The organism is Pseudomonas sp. SHLD1 (assembly GCF_028640935.1).
Taxonomy (GTDB): Bacteria; Pseudomonadota; Gammaproteobacteria; order Pseudomonadales; family Pseudomonadaceae; genus Chryseomonas; species Chryseomonas aestiva.
Genome location: NZ_JAQZAD010000015.1, coordinates 26,332 through 50,999 on the forward strand (window position 1 = coordinate 26,332; position 24,668 = coordinate 50,999).

At 65.5% G+C, this 24,668-nt stretch carries 25 protein-coding genes; 14 read left to right on the plus strand and 11 right to left on the minus strand.

The window, feature by feature from the left end; translation table 11 throughout:
• The first annotated feature begins 8 nt into the window (after positions 1–8).
• Entirely contained in the window at positions 9–323 is a 315-nt protein-coding gene (locus PVZ77_RS12390; protein WP_183631615.1) for a DUF2388 domain-containing protein, read from the plus strand.
• Positions 324–404: 81 nt separating this feature from the next.
• Here the strand turns inward: PVZ77_RS12390 and gcvH are convergent, their stop codons facing one another.
• Entirely contained in the window at positions 405–788 is a 384-nt protein-coding gene (gene gcvH / locus PVZ77_RS12395; protein ID WP_158895189.1) for a glycine cleavage system protein GcvH, read from the minus strand.
• A 77-nt stretch (positions 789–865) separates the two neighbouring features.
• Positions 866–1,909: a glycoside hydrolase family 5 protein gene (locus PVZ77_RS12400; RefSeq protein ID WP_273806799.1), complete on the minus strand. Its 1,044-nt coding sequence runs from the start codon at positions 1,907–1,909 to the stop codon at positions 866–868.
• A gap of 485 nt (positions 1,910–2,394) precedes the next feature.
• Between PVZ77_RS12400 and PVZ77_RS12405 the strand changes: the two genes are divergently transcribed.
• From PVZ77_RS12405 to PVZ77_RS12420, 4 genes are all read left to right on the plus strand, one after another.
• Positions 2,395–3,684, plus strand: a complete 1,290-nt coding sequence (locus PVZ77_RS12405) for a PQQ-dependent sugar dehydrogenase (protein ID WP_273806951.1) — start codon at positions 2,395–2,397, stop codon at positions 3,682–3,684.
• A 124-nt stretch (positions 3,685–3,808) separates the two neighbouring features.
• Positions 3,809–4,483, plus strand: a complete 675-nt coding sequence (locus PVZ77_RS12410; protein WP_133860536.1) for a response regulator — start codon at positions 3,809–3,811, stop codon at positions 4,481–4,483.
• Positions 4,480–5,856, plus strand: a complete 1,377-nt coding sequence (locus PVZ77_RS12415) for a sensor histidine kinase (protein WP_273806800.1) — start codon at positions 4,480–4,482, stop codon at positions 5,854–5,856. The genes PVZ77_RS12410 and PVZ77_RS12415 overlap by 4 nt, the downstream gene beginning before the upstream one ends.
• A gap of 108 nt (positions 5,857–5,964) precedes the next feature.
• Positions 5,965–6,579, plus strand: coding sequence for a glutathione S-transferase family protein (locus tag PVZ77_RS12420; protein WP_273806801.1), 615 nt, complete (start codon positions 5,965–5,967; stop codon positions 6,577–6,579).
• A 7-nt stretch (positions 6,580–6,586) separates the two neighbouring features.
• On the opposite strand, the gene PVZ77_RS12425 is transcribed toward PVZ77_RS12420, so the two are convergent.
• On the minus strand, positions 6,587–7,843 hold the full coding sequence (locus PVZ77_RS12425; RefSeq protein ID WP_273806802.1) for an HD-GYP domain-containing protein: 1,257 nt from the start codon (positions 7,841–7,843) through the stop codon (positions 6,587–6,589).
• 105 nt (positions 7,844–7,948) lie between these two features.
• On the opposite strand from PVZ77_RS12425, the gene PVZ77_RS12430 reads away from it, so the two are divergent.
• The gene (locus tag PVZ77_RS12430; protein WP_273806803.1) at positions 7,949–8,836 is read left to right on the plus strand and encodes an acyltransferase; all 888 of its coding nucleotides are present in this window, start codon (positions 7,949–7,951) and stop codon (positions 8,834–8,836) included.
• A 71-nt stretch (positions 8,837–8,907) separates the two neighbouring features.
• Positions 8,908–10,341, plus strand: coding sequence for a multidrug transporter subunit MdtD (gene mdtD / locus PVZ77_RS12435; RefSeq protein WP_273806804.1), 1,434 nt, complete (start codon positions 8,908–8,910; stop codon positions 10,339–10,341).
• A gap of 87 nt (positions 10,342–10,428) precedes the next feature.
• Here mdtD and PVZ77_RS12440 read toward each other — a convergent pair whose 3' ends face one another.
• Positions 10,429–10,638, minus strand: a complete 210-nt coding sequence (locus PVZ77_RS12440; protein WP_133860530.1) for a cold-shock protein — start codon at positions 10,636–10,638, stop codon at positions 10,429–10,431.
• 410 nt (positions 10,639–11,048) lie between these two features.
• Between PVZ77_RS12440 and PVZ77_RS12445 the strand changes: the two genes are divergently transcribed.
• Positions 11,049–11,741, plus strand: a complete 693-nt coding sequence (locus PVZ77_RS12445; RefSeq protein WP_273806806.1) for an HAD-IA family hydrolase — start codon at positions 11,049–11,051, stop codon at positions 11,739–11,741.
• A gap of 43 nt (positions 11,742–11,784) precedes the next feature.
• Here the strand turns inward: PVZ77_RS12445 and PVZ77_RS12450 are convergent, their stop codons facing one another.
• A complete protein-coding gene (locus PVZ77_RS12450; protein ID WP_273806952.1) occupies positions 11,785–12,999 on the minus strand; it encodes an NAD(P)-dependent oxidoreductase in 1,215 nt (404 codons plus the stop codon).
• Positions 13,000–13,286: 287 nt separating this feature from the next.
• Positions 13,287–14,780 carry a lipid II flippase MurJ gene (locus PVZ77_RS12455; RefSeq protein ID WP_273806807.1) on the minus strand — a complete coding sequence of 498 codons (1,494 nt, stop codon included), beginning with the start codon at positions 14,778–14,780 and terminating at the stop codon, positions 13,287–13,289.
• Positions 14,781–15,096: 316 nt separating this feature from the next.
• Here PVZ77_RS12455 and PVZ77_RS12460 point away from each other — a divergent pair, with 316 nt between their 5' ends.
• Together PVZ77_RS12460 and PVZ77_RS12465 are read left to right on the plus strand one after the other, a co-directional pair.
• Positions 15,097–15,351 carry a YebG family protein gene (locus PVZ77_RS12460; protein ID WP_007161283.1) on the plus strand — a complete coding sequence of 85 codons (255 nt, stop codon included), beginning with the start codon at positions 15,097–15,099 and terminating at the stop codon, positions 15,349–15,351.
• Between the two features lie 56 nt (positions 15,352–15,407).
• A complete protein-coding gene (locus tag PVZ77_RS12465) occupies positions 15,408–16,361 on the plus strand; it encodes a nucleoside hydrolase (protein WP_273806808.1) in 954 nt (317 codons plus the stop codon).
• Positions 16,362–16,444: 83 nt separating this feature from the next.
• On the opposite strand, the gene fba is transcribed toward PVZ77_RS12465, so the two are convergent.
• The 5 genes from fba to epd form a co-directional block, all read right to left on the minus strand.
• Positions 16,445–17,509, minus strand: coding sequence for a class II fructose-bisphosphate aldolase (fba, locus tag PVZ77_RS12470; protein WP_059316498.1), 1,065 nt, complete (start codon positions 17,507–17,509; stop codon positions 16,445–16,447).
• Positions 17,510–17,627: 118 nt separating this feature from the next.
• Positions 17,628–17,957 carry an MliC family protein gene (locus tag PVZ77_RS12475; RefSeq protein WP_273806809.1) on the minus strand — a complete coding sequence of 110 codons (330 nt, stop codon included), beginning with the start codon at positions 17,955–17,957 and terminating at the stop codon, positions 17,628–17,630.
• Positions 17,954–18,145 carry a hypothetical protein gene (locus tag PVZ77_RS12480; RefSeq protein WP_158890124.1) on the minus strand — a complete coding sequence of 64 codons (192 nt, stop codon included), beginning with the start codon at positions 18,143–18,145 and terminating at the stop codon, positions 17,954–17,956. Before PVZ77_RS12480 ends, PVZ77_RS12475 begins: the two co-directional genes overlap by 4 nt.
• A gap of 5 nt (positions 18,146–18,150) precedes the next feature.
• Positions 18,151–19,314, minus strand: coding sequence for a phosphoglycerate kinase (locus tag PVZ77_RS12485; RefSeq protein WP_273806810.1), 1,164 nt, complete (start codon positions 19,312–19,314; stop codon positions 18,151–18,153).
• 27 nt (positions 19,315–19,341) lie between these two features.
• Positions 19,342–20,385 (minus strand): erythrose-4-phosphate dehydrogenase, encoded by a 1,044-nt coding sequence (gene epd / locus PVZ77_RS12490; RefSeq protein ID WP_273806811.1) that lies wholly within the window; start codon positions 20,383–20,385, stop codon positions 19,342–19,344.
• Between the two features lie 463 nt (positions 20,386–20,848).
• Between epd and nrdH the strand changes: the two genes are divergently transcribed.
• Genes nrdH through nrdF form a run of 4 tightly spaced genes read left to right on the plus strand, consistent with a single transcriptional unit; the run spans position 20,849 to position 24,602 of the window.
• Entirely contained in the window at positions 20,849–21,073 is a 225-nt protein-coding gene (gene nrdH / locus PVZ77_RS12495; RefSeq protein WP_059230613.1) for a glutaredoxin-like protein NrdH, read from the plus strand.
• A gap of 10 nt (positions 21,074–21,083) precedes the next feature.
• Positions 21,084–21,488, plus strand: a complete 405-nt coding sequence (nrdI, locus tag PVZ77_RS12500; RefSeq protein WP_027598230.1) for a class Ib ribonucleoside-diphosphate reductase assembly flavoprotein NrdI — start codon at positions 21,084–21,086, stop codon at positions 21,486–21,488.
• A complete protein-coding gene (gene nrdE / locus PVZ77_RS12505; RefSeq protein WP_273806812.1) occupies positions 21,470–23,611 on the plus strand; it encodes a class 1b ribonucleoside-diphosphate reductase subunit alpha in 2,142 nt (713 codons plus the stop codon). Before nrdI ends, nrdE begins: the two co-directional genes overlap by 19 nt.
• A gap of 10 nt (positions 23,612–23,621) precedes the next feature.
• A complete protein-coding gene (gene nrdF / locus PVZ77_RS12510) occupies positions 23,622–24,602 on the plus strand; it encodes a class 1b ribonucleoside-diphosphate reductase subunit beta (protein WP_273806813.1) in 981 nt (326 codons plus the stop codon).
• Positions 24,603–24,668: the final 66 nt, after the last annotated feature.

The window sequence follows — 24,668 nt, forward strand, 5'->3', positions numbered from 1 at the left end:
TCTCATCCATGCGCCTGAAGAAGCTTGCTCTGGTTTCCCTGATCGGCCTGCCGCTGCTGGCCGCGACCACCGCCGCCAATGCGGATGCGCGGTTCTGGCGGCATGCCGCGACCCTGGGGGCAACCTCCGGCTCGTTCTATACCACCAGCCGTGACGACCACAAGATCGTCGCCGCCACCCAGGACGACGCCAGCTCCTACCTGGCCAGCAACGGCCAGATCCGCGGCCCTTACCTGGAAGCCGCGCTGCGCGACATGCGCGCCGCCGAGCCGGGCCTCCAGGCCAGCGACAGCGACCTCGCCATGCGTATCCTGACCCAGTAAGGGGCCAGGCAAAAAAAGAACCCCGCCGGTCATGCCGCGCGGGGTTCTTTTTCATCCGGGCTCAGGACGGCGAGCGGTGCCTCAGCTTTCGCTGGCGGCGCGATAGCCGTCGGCGTCGAGCAGCCTGTCCAGCTCGGCCGCATCCTGCGGCTTGAGCTTGAAGAACCAGGCGCCATAGGGCTCGCCATTGACCTGCTCGGGCGCGTCGGCCAGCGCCTCGTTGACGGCGATCACCTCGCCGCCCACCGGGGCATAGATGTCCGAGGCCGCCTTGACCGACTCCACCACCCCGGCCTGGTCACCGGCGGCGAGGGTCTTGCCGACTTCCGGCAGTTCGATGAACACCACATCGCCCAAGGCCTCCTGGGCATGATCGGAAATGCCGACGGTAACGCTACCATCGGCTTCCAGGCGCGCCCATTCGTGGCTGGCGGCATAACGCAGGTCGGCGGGAATCTGGCTCATGAGAGGTCCTCGGGGCTGGCACGGTTAAAAGGCAAGGGTAGCCTGCCGACCCCGGGGACCGCCATCGCCGGCAGGGCTTAATTGGGGCCGATGCTCGCGCAGCTGCTGTTGTCGACGTACTTCTTCAGCGTCGCCCACTGGGGGCGATCCACGCCGTTGACGGGCTCCACCGCCAGGTTGTAGTTGCCCCAGCCGGGACCGGCGGCCCAGTAGCTGGCCGGAATGCAGTGCTGCTTGAGATAGGCCAGCATGTTGTCCATGGCCACCAGCCAGCGCGGATCGTCGTCCGGTACGCCGAATTCGCCGATGTAGCCCTGCTTGCCGTTCTTCTTCAGCCAGTCGACGAAGGGCTTGACGCGATTCACCCCGACCATGGGGTCGAAGCCGCTCATGTCCTTGCTGGCGTACTGGCCGCCGCCGTCATTGTCGAAGTAGACGTGGGCGGAAAAGATCAGCTTGTTGGCCGGGTCCTTGAGCGCCAGCAGGGGGTCGTTCCACTGCGGCCAGCGGGCGGCGCTGGACCAGCCGTTGCCCTCGACGATGATGGGATGGACGCTGTCCACGGTACGGATGCCGTTGATGCCGTGCTGGGCGGCGGTCGGCCAGAAGGCCACGGCGTCGTGGGGCTCGTTCATGATGTCGTAGCCGTAGAGCGCCGGATGCTTGCCGAAGCGGAAAGCCAGGCGATAGGTCACGTCCCAGTAGTTGAAGTAGGTGACCTTGCCGGCGCCGATGACCTCGCCGCGATAGCGCGCATAGTTGTGCAGATCGAGGATCACCTTGACGCCGTACTTCTGGGCATAGTTGAGCGTCTGGGTGACCAGGGCGCCATAGTCCGGATCCAGCGTGGCATTCAGCCTGGGCTGGATGCGTTCCCAGATGATCGGAAAGCGCACCAGCTTGATGCCCTTGGCGCTCCAGTCCTTGAAGTGCTGTTCGCTGGGGAAGATGTAGTTGCGGTTGTTGAGACCGGGCAGCACCTGGCTGGCGAAGCCGGCACCGGAGAAGTTGAGACCGACCAGCTCGACCGCCTGGGCCGAACCGAAGAGGGCGCTGCTCAGGGCCAGGGTACCGGCCAGACGCAGGGAAAACTGGCGCAAGCGCCGGGTAAGGGATTGCATGACTGCACCTGTGAAAGAGAAAGACTCCCCGCCCCCGCAAGCTAGCGGGTTCTGACGTAGGCGAGCTCAGGCGGCCGCGTCCTGTTGCGGCGCCACTGGGTGCGACTTCGTCGTCATTGTTGGGGCAGCTATCGGCGTCCCAGCCGCCAGCTTTAGAGATTTTTTTCCAGCAAAAACAGCCAGTTACGCTTTAATTCGCGTCAGATAGCCGCCACTTTTCCATACGCACCAGCGCAGTCAGGCTAACGCCTTGAATCGACACGACTTTCTGTATCCATAAAAGGACGGGTGAGGAGCCGTGGCACGTAAAAAGACCGACAGATCAAAAGGAGTCATTTTCAAAACCACTCGGAACGAGCCTGTCGGTGATCCTCCAGGACCAGGCCCGGAACGTTCCCTGGACGCCGTGCTCTATCCTGCGAGCCCTTCGCGAGAGCCCTGCCATGCCCCTGAACGCGCGTCCTCCCCTGCGTACCCTGGCCGTGATGACCCTGGCCGCCGTGACCCTCCTTGGCTGTGGTGAGACCGCGCGGCTGCAGCGCGAAGCCGGGTATGGCCCGTCACCCACCTTGCCAGAGCCCCACAAGACGCTGCTGCCGACCATCAACGTGGCGCCGGCGATCGGTTGGCCCGAGGGCGGCAAGCCCACCGCCGCGCCCGGCACCCAGGTCCAGGCCTTCGCCCGCGGCCTGGACCATCCGCGCTGGCTCTATGTGCTACCCAATGGGGATGTGCTGGTGGCGGAAAGCAATGCGCCCAGGCGCGATGATTTTCCCGGCATCAAGAACTGGATCGCCGGCCTGTTCATGAAGAAGGCCGGCGCCGGGGTACCCAGCGCCGACCGCATCACCCTGCTGCGTGATGCCGACGGTGATGGCGTCGCCGAGACCCGCCTGGTCTTCGCCGAGCAGCTGCATTCGCCCTTCGGCATGGCGCTGGTGGGCGAGGACTTCTATGTCGCCAACGCCGATGCCCTGGTGCGCTTCATCTACCGCCCCGGGGCGACTCGCCTGGAAGGCCCGCCGGTGAAGGTCACCGACCTGCCGGCCGGCATCAATCACCACTGGACCAAGAACGTCATCGCCAGCCGCGACGGCAAGAAGCTCTATCTCACCGTGGGCTCCAACAGCAACGTCGGCGAAAACGGCCTGGACATCGAGGAAGGCCGCGCCGCCATCTGGGAGCTGGACCGCGCCAGTGGCCAGAAGCGCCTGTTCGCCACCGGCCTGCGCAATCCCAATGGCCTGGACTGGGAGCCCACCACCGGCAAGCTGTGGACGGTGGTCAACGAGCGCGACGAGATCGGCAGCGACCTGGTCCCGGACTATGCCACCTCGGTCCAGGATGGCGGCTTCTATGGCTGGCCCTACAGCTATTGGGGCAAGACCGTGGACAGCCGGGTGCAACCGCCCCGTCCGGATCTGGTGGCCAAGGCGCTGACCCCCGACTATGCCCTGGGCACCCACACAGCCTCCCTGGGCCTCGCCTTCGCCCGCGCTGACAGCCAGTTGCCGACGGCTTTCCGCCATGGCCTGTTCGTTGGTCAGCACGGCTCCTGGAATCGCGATCCCAAGAGCGGCTACAAGGTCATCTTCGTGCCCTTCCAGGACGGCAAGCCCAGCGGCCCGCCGCGGGACCTGCTGACCGGTTTCCTCAATGGCCAGGAGGAAGCCCAGGGGCGACCGGTCGGGGTGGTCAACGATGGTCGTGGCGGCCTGTTGGTGGCCGACGACGTCGGCAATACCCTCTGGCGGGTCAGCGCCCAGCGCCCCTGAGCGTCGTTAATCCGCCCTTAAGCGCCTTGGCCTAGGCTGGAGGCTGACCATCCTGGAGGTGGTCACCGCTCTTGCCGAGGCCGGCCCGGAGCGGTACAACCGCTCAACCGCCTGGGAAAATCCGATGAGAATACTGCTGGCCGAAGACGACATGCTGCTGGGCGACGGCATCCGCGCCGGTCTGGCGCTGGAAGGCGATACCGTCGATTGGGTGACCGACGGCCAGGCTGCCCAGGCTGCGCTGGAAACCGATCCCTTCGATCTGGTGGTGCTCGACATCGGCCTGCCCCGCCGTTCGGGACTCGAGGTCCTGGCCGCCCTGCGCAAGCGCGGCGACGCCACCCCGGTGCTGATCCTCACCGCCCGCGACAAGGTCACCGACCGGGTCACCGGCCTGGACACCGGCGCCGACGACTACCTGACCAAGCCCTTCGATCTGGACGAACTGCTCGCCCGGGTGCGCGCCCTTACCCGGCGCAGTGCCGGTCGGGCGCTGCCGCAACTGGAGCACAACGACCTGCGGGTCGATCCGGCCACCCACCGGGTGACCCTGGCCGGCCAGCCGGTCGAACTGGCACCGCGCGAATACGCCCTGCTGCGCCTGCTGCTGGAAAACATGGGCAAGGTGCTCTCGCGCAATCGCCTGGAACAGGCACTCTATGGCTGGGACGGCGACGTCGAGAGCAATGCCATCGAGGTCCATATCCATCACCTCAGGCGCAAGCTCGGCACCAGCCTGATCCGCACCGTGCGCGGCATCGGTTACGGCATCGACCAGCCCGAGCGGCCGGCTCCATGACCGACGGCCCCGCCGTCTCGCTGCGGCGGCGTCTGCTGACGCTGCTGCTGTGTGGAATATTCGCCTGCTGGCTGATCGCCGCCCTGGTGACCTACCAGTTGGTGCTGCGCCAGGTGAATCGCCTGGCGGACGAAGACATGCTCGACTTCGGCTCGGCCGCCCTGCACCTGGCCACCCTCAGCGAGGGGGGCGACCACAGCCTGCCGCCCGCGGCGCGCGCCCTGGAACGCAGCCGCACGGCCATCGCCGACCTGCCGCTGTTCAAGCGCCGCAACGCCCTTGGCTATCTGCTGCAGGCCGGTGACCAGCGCCTCGGTACCCCCGCGCCACCCGCCGGCCTGGCCGACCAGCCACCCGGCTTCAGCAGTCTGCTGGCCGAGGGGCAGCACTGGCGCGTGCTGCGCCTGAGCAGCGGCGACGGACGCATCTGGATCTACGAGAACCTGGCCGATCGCCGCGGTGCCACCAACCTGCTGCTGCTCGGCTCGCTGTTTCCCCTGGCGCTGGCCCTGCCAGTGCTGGCCGCACTCATCTGGTTCGGCGTCACCCGGGGTCTCGAACCCCTGCGTCAGCTGGCGGCGCAGATCAAGCAGCGCTCCGCCCAGCGCCTGGAGCCCCTGGTGCTGAATCAGGTTCCCCTGGAAGCCGCGGTCCTGGTCGAGGAGATCAACGCCTTGCTGCAGCGCCTGGACGGCGCCCTGGAAGCCGAGCGGCGCCTGACCAGCGACGCCGCCCACGAGATCCGCACGCCCCTCGCCAGCTTGCTGACCCACACCCAGGTCGCCCTGAGGTCCAGCGATCCCCAGGCCCACGCCCGCGGCCTGGTGCAGGTACGCCGCAGCGCCGAACGCATCAGCCAACTGATGGAGCAGATCCTGCTCCTGGCCCGCCTGGACAGTGGTGCGCTGCAGGAGCAGTTCGTCCCGGTCCATCTCGGCCGGCTGGCGGCGGATACCCTGTCGGAACTCGCGCCCCTGGCCATCGAGAAGAACATCGACCTGGTGCTGGAGGATCAGGAGGTCAAGTTGTCCGGCATTCCCACCTGGCTGGGCGTGCTGCTCACCAACCTGGTGGGCAACGCCATCCGCTACACCCCCAGCGGGGGTCAGGTACTGGTGCGGGTCGTCGAGGACGTGCCCGGCCGGGTGCGCATCAATGTCTGCGACAGCGGCCCCGGGGTCAGTCCGGAAGAGCGGGCGGTGATCTTTACCCGTTTCTACCGCAGCGAGAGTGCCGGCCAGAACGTCGGTAGCGGCCTGGGCCTGCCCATCGTCAAGCGTATCGTCGAAATCCATGGCGGCAGCCTGCACCTGGGCGAAGGCCTGCAAGGACGCGGGCTGGGGGTGTACGTCGAGCTGCCCGGCCTGGCCTGATCCGGCCGGCTACGACCAAGGCCATCTTTTATCCGGGCCGGCCTAGGGCTTACAGTGCAGGGATTCGCCACAAGCGAATGCAGTCCTGCATTCTGGAGAGCCCGGCCCATGTCCATGATCCTGTACCACACTCCCGCCTCGCCCTTCGGTCGCAAAGTCGTGGTGATGCTCCACGAGACGGATCTGATCGAGCAGGTGGAAGTGGAAATCGTCCAGCAGACGCCGCTCAATCCCAATCGCGATGTTCTCGATACCAATCCGGCCGGCAAGATTCCTGCCCTGCGCCTGGCCGATGGCACCTGCCTGCACGACAGTCGCGTCATCCTCGACTACCTGGACACCCTGCACGAGCGCACCCCGCTGATCCCGCGCCAGGGTCCGGAGCGCTGGCGCCGCCTGACCCTGGCTTCGCTGTGCGACGCCATGATGGAAGCCGCGGTGCAGATCCGCTACGAGAGCTTCATGCGCCCGCCGGGCATGCAATGGAAGCTCTGGCTGGACAACCAGCAGGAGAAGATCGCCCGGGCGCTGGACTACTTCGAGCGCGAGGCGATCACCGAGCTGGAAGGCGAATTCGACGTGGCCTGCCTGGGCATGGCCTGCCTGCTGGGCTATCTGGACTTCCGCATCCCCACCTTCGCCTGGCGCAGCGACTGCCCGCGCATCGCCGCCTGGTACGCCCGTACCGGCGAGCGCCCCTCGCTGCAGACGACCCGCCCCTGAGCCGGCGCTAGGCCTGCTGCCAGAGCCGCTCCAGATTGCGAAAACCCCACTCCTCCGGATCCTCCCGCCGCACGATGCGCTCATCGGCGGGCGGCCGGGCGAGATCCAGCAGCCGCTGCGGCAGCGGGGTGCGCGAGCGGGCGGAAAAGAACACCCGCACCTGCGGGGTCAGCAGGCTGTCCGGGTGCTGCTCGACCACCACCGCCAGTTGCTCGTTGTTCAGCCGTACCAGGGAACCGATCGGATAGATGCCCAGCGTCTTGACGAAGGCCTGGAATACCTGGGGATCGAAATGCCCCTTCCACTCCGCCATGCGCCGGATCGCTTCGGCGGGACTCCAGGCGGTCTTGTAGGGCCGGGTCGAGGAGATGGCGTCGTAGACGTCGCAGACCGCGGCGATGCGCGACAGCAGACTGATCTGCGTACCGGCCAGGCCATGGGGATAGCCGCTGCCATCGAATTTCTCATGATGGTGCAGGCAGACGTCGATGACCTCCGCGGTCGCGCCCCACTGCTGCAACAGGGCGACGCCCTCCGCGGGATGCCGCTGCATCACGGCGAATTCCGCCTCGCTCAGCTTGCCCGGCTTGTTGAGTACCTCGAGAGGGGTGCGCATCTTGCCCACGTCATGCAGCAGGCCAGCCTGGCCGGCCAGTTGCACCTGGTCCGCCGGCAGCTCCATCTGCCGTGCCACCGCCGTCATGAGGGCGCAGACCGACACCGAATGGATATAGGTATACTCGTCGGCCGTGCGCAGCCGCGTCAGACTGATCAGCGCCGTGGGATGCCGCAGCACCGACGCCGAGATCTGCTCGACCACGGTCGCCACCTCGCTCAGCTCGATGGCCTGGCCCAGGCGCACGTCCTGGAACAGCCGCGCCACCTCCTGCTTGGCGTGGGCGCTCACTGCGGAAGCCTGGGCCATTTCCTGCGGACAGCTCAGGGCGGCGCCTGGCGCGGTGCCGGCAACCGGGACCGGCGCGGCAACGGCTGGCACCTCGGGGGCAATGGCCGGCGCGGCGACGGGCTCGGGGAGCAGCACCGGATCCACCGCGGGCGAGCGTTCCGCTGGCGGCGGGCAATCCAGCCCTTTCGCGACATCGATCCACACCGCGGTCACGGCGCTGTCCTGGATCTTCTGCAGGTCGCGCGGTTCCTGGAGCAGGAAGCGCGCCTTCCAGAACGGATGGTCGATCCAACTGCCTTCGAATCTGTGGATGTACATGCCGAGGCAGACCTCGGCACTGGTAACCTTCTTGAGCATGGCGTTCACTTCGCAACTGATCGGCAGCAGCCATCCAGAGCAGATGATCGCAAAATGCTATGTCACGCCAAAGACCATCGCCCCAAGTTCTAGACGAGAGAATCCATGCACCTCCTGACCGGTATCACCGTCTCCGCGCTGCTCCTGCTGAACACCCTGGTCATGATCGGTCCGCTGCTGGCATTCGCCCTGATCAAGCTGCTGCCCATCGTCGCCCTGCGCGACCTCTGCTCCCGGGTGGTCACCGCCATCGCCGAGACCTGGGCCGAGATCAACAAGATCATCTTCGCCCATCTCACCCCCACCGCCTGGGACATCCGCGGCACCGAGGCACTCAACCGCGACAGCTCCTACCTGGTCATCTGCAACCACCAGTCCTGGGTCGACATCCCCGCGCTCATCGAGACCTTCAACGGCAAGGTGCCCTACTTCAAGTTCTTCCTGAAGAAGGAGCTCATCTGGGTGCCCTTCCTGGGGCTCGCCTGGTGGGCGCTGGACTATCCCTTCATGAAGAGATACTCCCGCGCCCAGCTGGCGCGCCGCCCGGAACTCAAGGGCGCGGACCTAGCCATCACCCGCCGCGCCTGCGAGAAATTCCGCCGCCAGCCGGTGACCATCGTCAATTACCTGGAAGGCACGCGCTTCACCGCCGCCAAGCATGCCGAGCAGCACTCGCCCTATCGCCACCTGCTCAAGCCCAAGGCTGGCGGCATGGCCTTCGTCCTCGCCGCCATGGGCGAACAGCTGGACACCCTGCTGGATGTCACCCTGGTCTATCCGGACGGTCGCGTGCCCGGCTTCTGGGACCTGCTCTGCGGACGCGTCAAACGCGTTATCATCGATATCCGCGCGCGACCTCTGGATCCGGCGCGCTGGGCGGGTGACTACAGCGAAGATGCGGAATTTCGCGCAGGCTTCCAGCAGTGGGTCAGCACGCTCTGGGCAGAGAAGGACCAGCGGATCGAGGCGCTGCTAGATTCCCGCTCGCGCTGATCAAGCGGGGCACCCTGCCGCGTGCAGACAGTCAGAGAGCGGGTAGTCGGCTGTCTCGACAAGGATCTCTCATGCCCACCCCGACGCTGGATACCACCACGACCCGCTGGCTTCCCTGGCTGATCGCCGTCGCCTTCTTCATGCAGTCGCTGGACGCGACCATCGTCAACACCGCCCTGCCGCGCATGGCCGCCGACCTCGGCGAGAATCCGCTGCGCATGCAGGGGGTGGTGATCGCCTACCTGCTCACCGTCGCGCTGCTGATTCCGGCCTCGGGCTGGATCTCCGATCGCTTCGGCAGTCGCCGCGTCTTCTTCACCGCCATTGCCCTCTTCACCTTTGGCTCGCTGCTTTGCGCCCTGGCGCCCAGCCTCAACCTGCTGATCGCCGCCCGGGTCATCCAGGGCCTCGGGGGTTCGCTGATGCTGCCGGTGGGGCGCCTGGTGATCCTGCGCGTCTATCCGCGCAGCGAGCTGGTGCGCATCCTCAGCTTCATCACCATTCCCGGCCTCATCGGTCCCCTGGCGGGCCCGGCGCTGGGTGGCTGGCTGGTGGAAGCCGTGTCCTGGCACTGGATCTTCCTGATCAATCTGCCAGTCGGCATCCTTGGCTGCCTGGCCACCCGCCGCCTGCTGCCGGATCTGCGCAGCCCCCTTCCGCAACGCTTCGACGGCCTGGGCTTCCTGCTCTTCGGCACCGCCATGATCCTCATCAGCGTCGCCCTGGAAGGCCTCGGCGAACTGCACCTGCCCCATGTGCGGGTGGTGCTGCTGCTGATGGGCGGCATGGCCTGCATGGTCGCCTACTGGTTGCGCGCCCTGCACCACGACCAGCCGCTGTTCTCCGCCGAGCTGTTTCGCATCCGCAGCTTCGCGGTGGGCATCTTCGGCAATCTCTTCGCCCGCCTCGGCAGCGGCGCCCTGCCCTTCCTCATCCCGCTGCTGTTCCAGGTGGGCCTCGGCTATTCGCCGACCCAGGCCGGTCTGCTGATGATGCCCCTGGCGCTGTCGGCGATGCTGGCCAAGCCCATCGCCGGTCCGCTGATCGGGCGGCTCGGCTATCGACGCCTGCTGGTGGGCAACACCCTGCTGCTGGGGTGCCTGATCGCCAGTCTCGCCCTGATCGGCCCTGCCACGCCCTTCGTCTGGTTGCTCATCCACCTGGGCATCCTGGGCGCGGTGAATTCCATGCAGTTCACCGCCATGAACACCATCACCCTCATCGACCTGCACGACCAGCAGGCAGCCAGCGGCAACAGCCTGCTGTCGGTGGTGATGCAACTGGCCATGAGCTTCGGCGTCGCCTGCGCCGCCGCCCTGCTGGGCGGTTTCCAGGACGACTATGGTGACACCGAGGTGCTGTCTGCCTTTCGCGCGACCTTTCTCAGCGTCGGCGCCCTGTCGATGCTGGCGGCGGCGATCTTCCTGCAGGCTTCGCGCGAGACCGGCCGGCGGGTCAAGCCGCTGGCGGCCGAGCCGGAAAAGAGCGCGCAGAACGTGGAGTGAGGCGGCCGGCCGCGCCGGTCCAACCGGCAGAAACGAAAAACCCCGGCCTGGCCGGGGTTTTTCGTGAGCTTCGGGCGATGTCAGGTGTCAGACGACCTGTACGCGCTCTGCCTGCATGCCCTTCTGGCCTTGCACGACTTCGAAGCTGACCTTCTGGCCTTCAGCCAGGGTCTTGAAACCAGTGCCTTCGATGGCGCGGAAGTGCACGAACACGTCCGGACCGCTCTCGGGAGTGATGAAGCCATAGCCTTTGGTTTCGTTGAACCACTTGACGGTACCGTTCTGACGATTCGACATGACGGGTGTTGCTCCTTGGAATCACGAGTTTGTTATTGACACTGGCTGGCGCGGTTATGCGTTGCATTGACCAGACGCCCGGTACTGAGTTGCAAGGAGTAACAAGAATCGAGCAGCAAGGGGTGGACGAAGAGCCTACCGCCTCAGGTCACGATCGACGGCGACCCAAGCAAACACAGTTCTCGAACTCTACGCCATATTTTTCTGGAAAGCGATTACCCTCCGGAGGGCGAAACCCTTTTCGACAAGGGCTGTTTTGTCACCTCGCGCACGGTACTGTCGAGCCGGTTTTCGGCCACCCGGACAGCCCTGCAAAACCGCAGCCAGACTGCTTCGCCGCCGTCTGCCGCAGCTGTCGAAGGGCCCCGGGCCCGTTGCTCTACCCTGAAATCCCCCTGCAAGGAATACCGATGAACGTCACCCCTGTGGAACTGCTGATCAGCGATTGCGATGGCGTGCTGGTCGACAGTGAAATCCTCGCCGAACGGGTCGTCCTCGACGGCCTGGCCGCCCATGCACCGCGCGCCGAACTCGAGGCCCTGCTGCACGGCACCTTCGGCCTGACCACCCGAGATATCTTCGCCCTGGTCGAACAGCGCTTCGGTATCACCCTGCCGCCGGCACTGTTCAGCGACCTGCGCGCCCAGGCGGAAACGCTGATCGCTACCAGCGTCGAGCCCATTCCCGGGGTGAAGCGTGCCCTGGAGAGCATCGACCTGCCGCTGGCGGTCGCCTCCAACAGCCTCAGGCACAGCGTCGAATCCTCGGTCCGCCGGGCCGATCTGGTGGCGCGGGTAGCGGGCCACATCTTCAGCGCCGACATGGTCGCCCGGCCCAAGCCGGCACCCGATGTCTATCTGCTCGCGGCCAGGACCCTGGGCGTCGCGCCAGAGCGCTGCCTGGTGATCGAAGACAGCGCCACCGGCGCACGTGCGGCCCTGGCCGCCGGCATGCGCGTCATCGGCTTCACCGGTGCCAGCCATATTCCGCCGAGCCATGGCGAGACCCTGAGCGCCCTGGGCGTGACCGCCCTGGTCGCCCACATGGACGAGTTGCCCGCGACCGTCGCCCGTCTTCGCGCCGCCGCCAGCGGCGGGCAATGAAAAAGGGGCCCTCAGGGCCCCTTCGCTTTCCGCGTCAGCAGAATCAGGACAGGACCGCCCCTACCGCCTTGGGCAGTGCCACCGGTGCCAGGTCGGCCGTCGCGTTCCAGGCCGCCTCGCTCAGCTGGGTTTCCAGCAGCTGGCGATGGATCGCCTCGCGGTGCTGTTGCAGGACGATGTCCAGGGCGCGGCTGGGCGTCAGTTCGACGTCGTCGAAGGTGACGATCTGACCCGGCTCCATGGCCCGCTTCAGCACGCTGTGCTTGAGCAGGCCGATCGGCAGGTGATCCGGGCACTCGGCGATCTTCACCGCTTCGCCGCGCACGCTGTAGCCACCGATGCCGCGCTCGATGATGTCGCCAGCCGCCATGGGCTTCTTCATGATGGCGGCCACGCTCAGGGTCGGCGTGGTGGAGTTGTTGAGCAGGATCTTGCCGCCGGCGATGACGCGACGCAGGGTCTTGCCGACTTCCAGGGAGCACAGGTGGAAGGGGCGTACCAGGACATAGTACGGACCCTTGCCCAGCTTGAAGTATTCGATGGCGCCGGCCTGGTCTTCGTCATGGCGACCGACGACGAAGACGCCACCCGCGGAGTAGCCGCTCGGGATCACGTAGTCGACGATGGGCGTGCCCAGTTGCTCGGCCATCTGCGCCAGGATGTTCGCGCTGTCCTGCAGATTGGTCGAGTTGAGGCCTTCCAGGCCCTGGCGGGTGATGGTGGCGCCATAGTTGTTGCCCACCACCACCTGCTCGATCTGCACCTTGGTGCCATCGGTGAAGGAGGTGGTCTGGTCGACGCTGGTGCCCTGGCGCGCGGACCAGTAGGCCATGTCTTCCGGCGTCGGATTGTGGTTCAGATAGCCCTTCATGTTGCCGTAGACCAGCGGCTTGAAGCCCATCTGCACGGCTTCTTCGTGCAGCGCCGCCAGCGAACCCGGCTGGTCGCCCTCGGCCTCGGTCAGGAAACCCTTGCCGGCCAGGTAGGAACCGGTCGTCACCTGCAGTTCGGCATTGATGGTGACCACCTTGATGCCGGCCTCGAAGGCGCGCTCGATGATCTCGGTACCGTGGTAGGGGTCGCCACTGCATTCCACCAGCAGATCGCAATGATCGATGAGATCCGCCACCGACTGGGTGAGCGCCTCGGTCAGCGGATAGTCGGTAACCGTGGCGATGGGCCGGCGGGTCAGGACGCGGGTCACGGTCATGTCGTCATAGTGACGGCTGATGAGCCGGGCCAGGCAGCGCGAGATCATGCCGGTACCGACGATGCCGATACGGGTGACAGGGGATTGGGAGGACATAGGATCGATTCCTTTCAAAGAGAATGTCGGTGGCGAGCAAGACCACCATGCGAAGTGCCGACCCCAACTGCGTGTCCGATCTCTTGCAAATGGAAAAACCGCTTCCATTAGAAATTCTATGACTGGGATCAATCTTTCCGTGCGACTCGAAGCCAAATCAAAAATTCATGACTTCGTAACAGATAGCGACCAATGGCCGCAGATCGCCACCTTTTTCCTAGCCGTACCGTGACGGCGATTCAACTCGTCGGTTCTGCGCGCCCCGCGCCGTTGTCACCGCGCGCCCAATAGCCGCGGCGGAACAGGTCACGCTCGCCCAGCGCCAGCAACAGCACCAGGAAGCCCAGCATCGCCACGCTGATGCTGACGATCAGCTCCAGCAGGCCGACCGGCTTGGGCAACAGGAAAGTCAGCAGGGCGACTGCACTGCCGGCGCTGAACCAGCGCAGCAGCAGTGACAGGTGCAGTCCGGCCAGGGAGTGGCGATAAAGCGCCAGCGCCATGAACACGGCCTGCAGGAAGGCCCCGGTGGTAAAGGAATAGGCCAGCCCCTGGGCGCCGAACGGCCGGTAGAGGACAGCGTCCAGCGTCACGGTGATGAAGGAGCTGGCCAGGGTGGTGTAGAGGAAGGTGCGGGCGCGCTGCTGCGACAGCAGGGCACGCCCCCACAGCAGGGCGAGGCCCATCCAGGGCAGGCCGAGGGCATAGGCCACCACCAGGGTCGCGGTCGCCGCGCTCTGCTCGGCGCCGAAGGCTCCGCGCTCCAGCAGCACCTTGACCACCGGCTCCGAATAGCTGAACAGCACCACGGCGGCCGGCACCAGGAACAGCAGGGTGCCGAGCAGCGCCTTGCGCATCAGCGCGCTGTACTTGTCGGCATTGCCCTCGTTCCAGCTGCGGGTCAGCTCGGGAAAGATCATCGCCAGGATCGACAGCGCATAGAGCGTCAGCGGAATGGTCACGATGCGGTAGGAAAAGGACAGCATGGTGATATTGCCCTCGGCCAGCAGCGAGGCGAAGAAGCGCTCCGCCAGCATGCAGCCCTGCTGGGCGCCGGCGGCGAGCAGCACCGGCGCGAAGGTCACGGCGAAGGGACTGCCCTCGGGTTTCTCGAAGGCTACCGAGCGCTGGCTGAGATAGCCCAGCCGCCGGTGCTGGATGACGATCAGCAGCACCTGGGGCAGCAGCATGCCGGTGAACAGTGCGATGCCACTCGGCTGCAGGATGACGATGGCCAGGATGGCGCCCAGATTGAGCATCAGCGTCCGCGTCATCGGCAGGATGAAGATGCGGTCCAGGTTGAGCAGCGCGCCCTGGCAATAGAGGACGGCCTGCACGCAGATCAGCAGGGTGCCGACCGCGAAGACCAGCTTGCCGGTCTCGACCTGCTCATCGCTCCAGCCCGGCGCCAGCGCATGCATCAGCCAGGGACTGGCGAGGACACCGATCACCGACAGCAGCAGGCCGAACAGGCCGATGCGCCAGTACAGCCAGCGACCGACCTGCTCGTACTGGGCGTTGCAGCGGTCACGGATGCGTTGCAGATAGGGAATCATGGCATCGCGCAAGGCGAGGCCGAAGAAGCTCTCGAAGAACACCGGCAGGATGAGCGCGACAAAGATCAGGTCGGCTTCCCAGCTCACGCCGAATTGCCGGGCGATCAACAGGTCGCGCAGGAATCCCAGCAGGAAGCTGGCAACGGTGATGGCCAGGATGACGAGGGTCGAACTCACGCCCGCACCTCGATCGACCTGGAGCGGTCAAGCGCGGCAATAAGCGGACGGATAAAGATGGCAGGCATTGGCGGTCTCGTTCCGTGAGCCGGAGGTGATCCGGATAAAGGCGGGCAGCTCTGCCCGTTTGGTCCAGACTCAGAGACCAGCTTCCGCGCTTAAGTTTCCCGACGCAAATTCAGCGACACGCAGAAATGTCGAACGATTGGCAAATTGCCATGACTGGCAGGATGCTGACCGCCGAGCGGTAGTCCTTGCAATCCCACCGCAAGCCGAATACTGTATATATAACCAGATACAGAATACGAGGTGACGCATGGCCGTCGAAGTGTTGTATCGCAGCAGCCGAGATCCGGAGCGCCTGTTCATGGATAAAGCCGAAGCCGATCGTCACGACAAGATGTTGGAGCTGGCCGAGTCGCTCGCCAGCGTGCTGGACAAGGCCGTACCCGGTCTTGCCGAAAAGCAGTGCGAAGACCTGGGGCTGTTCATGGCCCGCAATCGCGAGGTCTTCGCCCGGGCGTTTCGCAACCAGCCGGATGCGCTGGGCGAGTTGGACCTGCCCAGCTAGCAAGAGGCGCTGCCCCTCGGGTAGCCTGGGAAGAGATCCGAGCCGGAGAAAGCCTCTTGTCCCTTCCCATCATCTTCGATACCGATCCTGGCGTGGACGACGCCCAGGCCATCGCCCTGCTGTTTGCCGATCCTGCCTTCGAGGTGATCGGCCTGACCACGACCTTTGGCAACGTGCCGGTCACCACGGCGACCCGCAACGCCCTGCTGCTCACCGAACTGGCTGGCCGGGACACGCCCGTCGCCGCGGGTGTCGCCGAACCCCTGGTCAAGCCGGCCGGCAACCATGCCCTGCACGTGCATGGCCAGGACGGCCTGGGCAATCAGCAGCTCCCCGCGCCGGGCCAGGCGCCGCACGCCCTGGACGCCGCGCGTTTCATCGTCGAGCAGACCCGCATGCGACCGGGCGAGATCACCCTGGTGGCGGTCGGGCCGCTGGGCAACCTGGCTCTCGCCCTGGCGCTGGATCCCACGGTCGTCGACCGCGTGCGCGAGGTGGTGGTGATGGGCGGCGCCATCGTCGAGCCCGGCAACGTCACGCCGGTGGCCGAAGCCAATATCTTTTCCGATCCCCATGCCGCGGCGCGGGTCTTCGCCGCCCCCTGGCCGCTGACCCTGGTCGGCCTCGACGCCACCCACCGCGCCGTCCTCGACCCGCCCCGCCTGCAGCGCATCGCGGCGTGCCAGGGCGCCCTCGGTGAGGTGCTCGCGCGCAGCTATGACTTCTATGCGGACTTCTACCGCAGCGTGAAGGACATCGATGGCTGCCATCCCCACGACAGCTGCGCCCTCGCCTACCTGCGCCGTCCCGAGCTGTTCCACACCGCGCGCGGTCACCTCAGCGTCGGTACCGAAGGCCTGGCGGAAGGCCAGACCTTCTTCGCGCCCGAGGGTCGCGCCTACCTGGACGGGCGCTGGTCCGGCAACCCGCTGGTAACGGTCTGCCTGGACATGGACGGCGCCGCCATGGTCGCCTGGATGGAAGAGGTCCTGACCGCAACCGAGAGGTAAGGCGCGGCGCGCCGCCGTTCGGGCTGCAAGCGATCGACAGGCGAAAAAAAGGCCCCTTACGGGGCCTTTTCTGCAACCTGGGATCAGTTGACCTTGGGATCCAGTTCGCCGCGGGCATAACGCTCGAACATGGCATCCAGGGAGATCGGCTTGATCTTGGAGGCCTGGCCGGCGGTGCCGAAGGCTTCGTAACGGGCGATGCAGACTTCACGCATGGCGGTCACGGTCTTGGCCAGGTACTTGCGCGGATCGAACTCGCTGCGGTTCTTGGCCATGAACTCGCGGATGGCACCGGTGGACGCCAGACGCAGGTCGGTGTCGATGTTGACCTTGCGGACCCCGTACTTGATGCCTTCGACGATCTCTTCGACCGGCACGCCGTAGGTTTCCTTGATGTCGCCACCGTACTCGTTGATGATCTTCAGCCACTCCTGGGGCACCGAGCTGGAGCCGTGCATGACCAGGTGGGTGTCCGGGATGCGCGCGTGGATTTCCTTGATGCGCTGGATCGACAGGGTGTCTCCGGTCGGCGGCTTGGTGAACTTGTAGGCGCCGTGGCTGGTGCCGATGGCGATGGCCAGGGCATCGACCTTGGTGGCCTTGACGAACTGGGCGGCTTCTTCCGGATCGGTCAGCAGCTGGCTGTGATCCAGGGTGCCTTCGGCGCCCACGCCGTCTTCTTCACCGGCCATGCCGGTCTCCAGGCTGCCCAGGCAACCCAGCTCGCCTTCCACGGACACGCCGCAGGCATGGGCGAAGGCCACGGTCTGCTGGGTGACGCGCACGTTGTAGTCGTAGTCGGACGGCGTCTTGCCGTCGGCCATCAGCGAGCCGTCCATCATCACCGAGGAGAAGCCCAGCTGGATCGAGCGCTGGCAGATGTCGGGGGTGGTGCCGTGGTCCTGGTGCATGACCACCGGGATATGCGGGAATTCTTCCACCGCGGCCAGGATCAGGTGACGCAGGAAGGGAGCGCCGGCGTACTTGCGGGCACCGGCGGAGGCCTGGACGATGACCGGCGAATCGGTCTTGTCGGCGGCTTCCATGATGGCGCGCATCTGCTCGAGGTTGTTGACGTTGAAGGCCGGAACGCCGTAGCCGAATTCGGCGGCGTGATCCAGCAGCTGACGCATGCTGACGAGTGCCATTGGTGATTATCTCCCTACAAAGGCGGTGGTGGCGCCAGCCTGCATGAGCGGCTGGCAGGGTTCAAGCGGCCGACCCCTGGCCGCCCTGGATTAATCGGTTCAGCTGACATTCGCCCGTTCAAGGCGTCCGGCAGCCGCGACCGATGAGGTCGTTGTTGGCGATCCAGTAGACGAGGCCCTGGTCGCCGCGGATATGCAAAGCCACAAGCCCGTCGGTATAGGACTGGCCATCGGTGGCCGGTTCGCGGTTGAGATGGCGGATCAGGCCATCGCCTTTCAGCTTGAGGTCGACGATGGACTGGCTGCGATCCACATAGCGCCAGTCGAAGGCCGCCTTGGAATCGCAGACCCAGTGGGTCCAGCCTCCGGTCTGCTGCGCGCCGCGGCCGGCGCAACCGGCCAGCAGGGCGAGACTCAGCAGCCCGAGGGCGAGCGTGCGCCCCTTCACTGGGCGCAACCGCTGGCCGGGCGGCTGGCGTTGCCGGTGAGCGTATCGACGCGCTCGCCGTTCTGCGCCGTGGGCGTGGCGGCCGCCGCAGGCGGCGGCGCGAACACTGCGCAGGCCTTGTCGGCATTGCCACCGGCGCAACCGGCCAGCATCAGGACAGCGGAACAGACAAGCAGCGGCGTACGCATGGCGATTACTCCTGGGCGCGTTGCTGGAGGACTTCGACGGCCGGCAGGACCTTGCCCTCGACGAATTCGAGGAAGGCGCCACCACCGGTGGAGATATAGGAGACCTTCTCGCCGATGCCGTATTTGTCGATGGCGGCCAGGGTGTCGCCACCGCCGGCAATGGAGAAGGCGTCGCTGTCGGCGATGGCCTGGGCCAGGGTGCGGGTGCCTTCGCCGAACTGGTCGAATTCGAAGACGCCGACCGGACCGTTCCAGAGGATGGTCTTGGCCGACTTGAGCAGGTCGGCGAATTGCTGGGCGCTGACCGGGCCGATGTCGAGGATCATGTCGTCGTCGGCCACTTCGTTGATCGACTTGGTGACGGCTTCGGCGGTCTCGGCGAATTCCTTGGCGACCACCACGTCCACCGGCAGCGGCACGCTGACCTTGGCGGCGATGGCCTTGGCGGTGTCCACCAGATCGGCTTCGTACAGCGACTTGCCGACCTTGTAGCCAGCTGCGGCCAGGAAGGTGTTGGCGATGCCGCCGCCGACGATCAGCTGGTCACAGATCTGCGCCAGGGAATTGAGCACGTCCAGCTTGGTGGATACCTTAGAGCCGGCGACGATGGCCGCCATCGGCCGGGCCGGATTGCCCAGCGCCTTGCCCAGGGCGTCCAGCTCGCCGGCCAGCAGCGGACCGGCAGCGGCAACTTTGGCGAACTTGGCCACGCCGTGGGTCGAACCCTCGGCGCGGTGGGCGGTGCCGAAGGCGTCCATGACGAAGATGTCGCACAGGGCGGCATAGCGCTTTGCCAGGTCATCGGCGTTCTTTTTCTCGCCCACATTGAAGCGCACGTTCTCCAGCAGTACCAGCTGACCCGGCTCGACCTGGACGCCGTCCAGGTAGTCCTTCACCAGCGGCACGTCGCGGCCCAGGGCCTTACCCAGATAGGCGGCGACCGGCGCCAGGCTGTTTTCCTCGCTGAATTCGCCCTCGGTGGGACGGCCCAGGTGCGAGCAGACGATCACCGCGGCACCCTTTTCCAGAGCCAGCTTGAGGGTCGGCAGGGCGGCGACCAGGCGGGCATCGCTCTTGATCTGGCCTTCCTTCACCGGAACGTTGAGGTCTTCGCGGATCAGGACGCGCTTACCTTTCAGATCGAGGTCGCTCATTTTCAACACGGACATACAGGCAATCCCTTAGTTGTGCTTGTTTCAGGTGGGCTTGGCGATGCGCAGCCAATGGCCGGCGACGTCGAGCATGCGGTTGGCGAAGCCCCATTCGTTGTCGAACCACACCAGCAGATTGACCAGCCGGGGGCCGGAAACGCGGGTCTGGCTGCCATCGACGATAGCGGAATGGGGATCGTGGTTGAAATCGCAGGAGGCGTGGGGCAACTCGGTGTAGTCGATCAGCCCGGCCAGGGGACCGCTCCGGGCGGCGTCACGCAACAGGGTGTTGAGGGCGGGCGCCGTGGTGTCGCGGCCGACGATGCAGGTGATGTCCAGGCAGGAGACGTTGACCGTGGGCACGCGCACGGCGCGGGCCTGGATGCGCCCGCCAAGCTCGGGCAGCAGCCGTTCGATACCCCGCGCCAGGCCGGTCGCCACCGGGATGATCGACTGGAACGCCGAACGCGTTCGCCGCAGATCTTCGGCATGGTAGGCGTCGATCACGGGCTGGTCGTTCATGGCCGAGTGGATCGTGGTGATGGAGACGTACTCCAGACCCAGGGTCTCGTGCAAAAGTTTCAGCACCGGGACGCTGCAGTTGGTGGTACAGGAGGCATTCGAGACCAGTGTCTCGTCACCGCGCAGGGCCTGCTGGTTGACCCCGTAGACCACGGTGGCGTCCACGTCGGTCTCGCTGACCATGGGCTGGGAGAACAGCACCCGCGGCGCACCGGCGGCGAGAAAACGCCCGGCCTCGGCACGGGTGCTGAAGGCACCGGAGCATTCCAGCACCAGATCGACGTCGAGTGCCCGCCAGTCCACCCGCTCGGGCTCGGCCTCGCGGCGGATCTCCAGGGCCTGATCGCCGATGCGCAGGCGCTCACCCTCCAGCGCGACCCGGCCGGGAAAGCGGCCATGGGTGGAATCGAAACGGGTGAGGTATTCCAGGCTGGGCCGGTCGGCCAGATCGTTGAGGGCGACGATGGCGAGCTCGGTCGCCGCGCCGCGCTCGTGCAGCGCGCGCAACACGCAACGACCGATGCGACCGTAGCCGTTGAGAGCGAGGCGATAGCGAGCGGAACTCATGCGTGAACTGACTCGGGCGCAAGCGAAAGGCCGATTATGCGGCGGTTCGACGACGAATGGGAGTCGCCAGGGTAGTCAGGTCGACTTTCGCACTACAAAAAGGCGCTCTCCTTGGCAGACAGGAAAGAAATCCGCCGCCTGGCCCGGGCCTCCTGCCGCATCCGCGCGGGATCGTTGTCAGCCGGGCAGCGGTAGAGGTAGTTCCATGAACGTCAGGACTACCCAAAGGGCCCTTCAGGGGCAAGCAGAAATCGTTACCCAGGGGTGATAGATCAACAGCATGACCCAGATCAAAAACCCCACTTGTTGTGTTGTAGAAATTACAAAACACCATATGTAGTATCTGGACCGAACTTGAGGCCCAAGCCGAACTCGAAGGAAAAGACCCGCGCCGCCCTGGCAAAAGCCGGCTGGCGTCAGGCTTTTTCCTTTGAATTCGCCCCACTGAGGACAGGAGTCAGCCATGACCATCACCATCTACAGCAAGCCCGCCTGCGTGCAGTGCAACGCCACCTATCGCGCCCTGGATCGTCAGGGCATCACCTACCAGGTGGTGGATATCGAGCAGGACGCCCAGGCGCGCCAGACCGTGGAATCCCTGGGCTATCGCCAGGTGCCGGTGGTGGTGGCCGGTGACGACCACTGGGCCGGCTTCCGCCCGGACAAGCTCGGCCAGCTGGTGGCTTGAGGCCGGGGCCATGGGCGAGCTGCTGTATTTCTCCAGCACCTCGGAGAACACCCATAGATTCGTCGAGAAACTCGGGCTGCCGGCGCGGCGCATTCCCCAGGATCCCGCCGCCGAACCGCTCAAGGCCCGCGAGCCCTACATCCTGGTCTTGCCGACCTATGGCGGCGGCGGCAGCAAGGGCGCGGTGCCCAAGCCGGTGATCCACTTTCTCAACGATCCGCACAATCGCGCCCTGATCCGCGGCGTCATCGCCGCCGGCAACACCAATTTCGGCGAGGGCTACTGCCTGGGTGGACGCATCGTCGCCCAGAAATGCGCGGTGCCCCTGCTCTACCAATTCGAATTGCTCGGCACGACGGAGGATGTCGACCGGGTACGCACGGGAGTGAACGACTTTTGGCAACGGCAGGCCTGACCCCGACCGGCAGCGACGCGGACTATCACGCGCTCAACGCCATGCTCAATCTCTACGGTCCCAACGGCGAGCTGCAACTCGACAAGGACCGCCAGGCGGCGCGGCAGTACTTCCTGCAGCACGTCAACCAGAACACGGTGTTCTTCCATAACCTGGACGAGAAACTCGGCTATCTGGTGGACAAGGGCTACTACGAGGCGGCGGTGCTGGAGCAGTACGCGCCGGCCTTCGTGAAGGCGCTGTTCGAGCGCGCCTATGCCTACAAATTCCGTTTCCAGAGCTTTCTCGGCGCCTTCAAGTACTACACCAGCTACACCCTCAAGACCTTCGACGGCCAGCGCTACCTGGAACGCTACGAAGACCGGGTGTGCATGGTCGCCCTGAGTCTGGCGCGCGGTGACGAACAGCTGGCCGAGTCCCTGGTGGACGAGATGATCAGCGGCCGTTTCCAGCCGGCCACCCCGACCTTCCTGAACGCCGGCAAGCGCCAGCGCGGCGAGCTGGTGTCCTGCTTCCTCCTGCGCATCGAAGACAACATGGAGTCCATCGGCCGCGCCGTGAATTCGGCGCTGCAGCTCTCCAAGCGCGGCGGTGGCGTGGCCTTCCTGCTGAGCAACGTGCGCGAGGTCGGCGCGCCGATCAAGCGCATCGAGAACCAGTCCTCCGGCATCATCCCGATCATGAAGCTGCTGGAAGACGCCTTCTCCTATGCCAACCAGCTGGGTTCGCGCCAGGGCGCCGGCGCCGTCTACCTCAACGCCCATCACCCGGACATCCTGAGATTCCTCGACACCAAGCGCGAGAACGCCGACGAGAAGATCCGCATCAAGACCCTGTCCCTCGGCGTGGTCATCCCGGACATCACCTTCGAGCTGGCCAAGCGCAACGCCGACATGTACCTGTTCTCGCCCTACGACGTGGAGCGGGTCTATGGCGTGCCCTTCGCCGACATCAGCGTCAGCGAGAAATACGCGGAGATGGTGGCCGACGCGCGCATCCGCAAGCGCAAGATCAACGCCCGGGAATTCTTCCAGACCCTGGCGGAGATCCAGTTCGAGTCCGGCTATCCCTACCTGATGTTCGAAGACACGGTGAATCGCGCGAACCCCATCGCCGGACGCATCAACATGAGCAACCTCTGCTCGGAGATCCTCCAGGTCAACACCCCCAGCCGCTTCGACGAAGACCTGGGCTATGGGCACATCGGCCAGGACATCTCCTGCAACCTGGGTTCGCTGAACATCGCCCGCACCATGGATTCACCGGACCTGGGCCGCACCGTGGAGACCGCCATCCGCGGCCTCACCGCGGTCTCGGCAATGAGCGACATCCGCTGCGTGCCCTCGGTGGCCGCCGGCAACGCCGCCTCCCACGCCATCGGCCTGGGGCAGATGAACCTGCACGGCTACCTGGCCCGCGAGCACATCCACTACGGCTCGCCGGAAGGCCTGGATTTCACCAACCTGTATTTCTACACCGTCACCTACCATGCGGTGCGTGCTTCCAATCGCCTGGCCATCGAGCGTGGCCAGAGCTTCCAGGGCTTCGCCGACTCCAAGTACGCCAGCGGCGCCTATTTCGACCAGTACACCGAGGGCGACTTCACCCCCCGTACCCCGCGGGTGGCCGAGTTGTTCGAGGTGGCCGGCATCCGCCTGCCGACCCGCGCCGACTGGCAGGAACTCAAGGCCTCGGTGATGCAGCACGGGCTGTTCAACCGCAACCTCCAGGCCATCCCGCCCACCGGCTCGATCTCCTACATCAACCACTCCACCTCGAGCATCCACCCCATCGTCGCCAAGGTGGAGATCCGCAAGGAAGGCAAGCTGGGCCGCGTCTACTACCCGGCGCCCTACCTGGCCGACGATAACCAGGAGTATTACCAGGACGCCTACGAGATCGGCCCGGAAAAGATCATCGACACCTATGCCGAGGCCACCCGCCATGTCGACCAGGGGCTGTCGCTGACGCTGTTCTTCCGCGACACCGCCACCACCCGCGACATCAACCGGGCGCAGATCCATGCCTGGAAGAAGGGCATCAAGACGCTCTACTACATCCGCCTGCGCCAGGCCGCCCTGGAAGGCACCGAGGTGCAGGGCTGCGTGTCCTGCAGCCTGTGAGGAAATCGCCATGAACGCACCCGTCAACGCTCAGCGCCTGAACCGCATCAACGCCATCAACTGGAACCGCATCCAGGACGACAAGGACCTGGAGGTGTGGAACCGCCTGACCGGCAACTTCTGGCTGCCGGAAAAGATCCCGCTGTCCAACGACATCCCCTCCTGGGCGACCCTGACGCCCAAGGAGCAGCAGCTGACCATCCGCGTCTTCACCGGCCTGACCCTGCTGGACACCATCCAGAACGCCGTGGGCGCCCCGACCCTGCTGGCCGATGCCGTCACCCCCCACGAAGAGGCGGTGATCGCCAACATCGGCTTCATGGAGGCGGTCCATGCGCGCTCCTACAGCTCGATCTTCTCGACCCTCTGCCCGACGCCGGACGTGGACGAGGCCTATCGCTGGAGCGAAGAGAATCCCTATCTGCAGACCAAGGCCGACCTGATTCTCGCGCGCTACCACGCCGAGGACCCGCTGCTGCGCAAGGTGGCCAGCGTCTTCCTGGAATCCTTCCTCTTCTATTCGGGCTTCTACCTGCCGATGTACTGGTCCAGCCGCGCCAAGCTGACCAATACCGCCGACCTGATCCGCCTGATCATTCGCGACGAGGCGGTGCACGGCTACTACATCGGCTACAAATTCCAGCAGGCCCTGGCCAAGGAAAGTCCGGAGCGCCGCCAGCAGGTCAAGGATTTCGCCTACGAACTGCTGCAGGACCTCTATGACAACGAGGTGGCCTACACCGAGGACCTCTACGACAGCGTTGGCTGGAGCGAGGACGTGAAGAAATTCCTCCACTACAACGCCAACAAGGCGCTGATGAACCTGGGCTTCGAAGCGCTGTTCCCCAGCAGCATGACCGACGTCAGCCCGGCGATCCTCGCCGCCCTGTCGCCCAGCGCCGACGAAAACCACGATTTCTTCTCCGGCTCGGGTTCGTCCTATGTCATCGGCAAGGCGGTGAGCACCGAAGACGAGGATTGGGATTTCTAACCTAATCGCGGCCATGGGCCGCTCCTACGAACGCCTGATGCTCCTGTAGGAGCGGTCGCGCCGGCG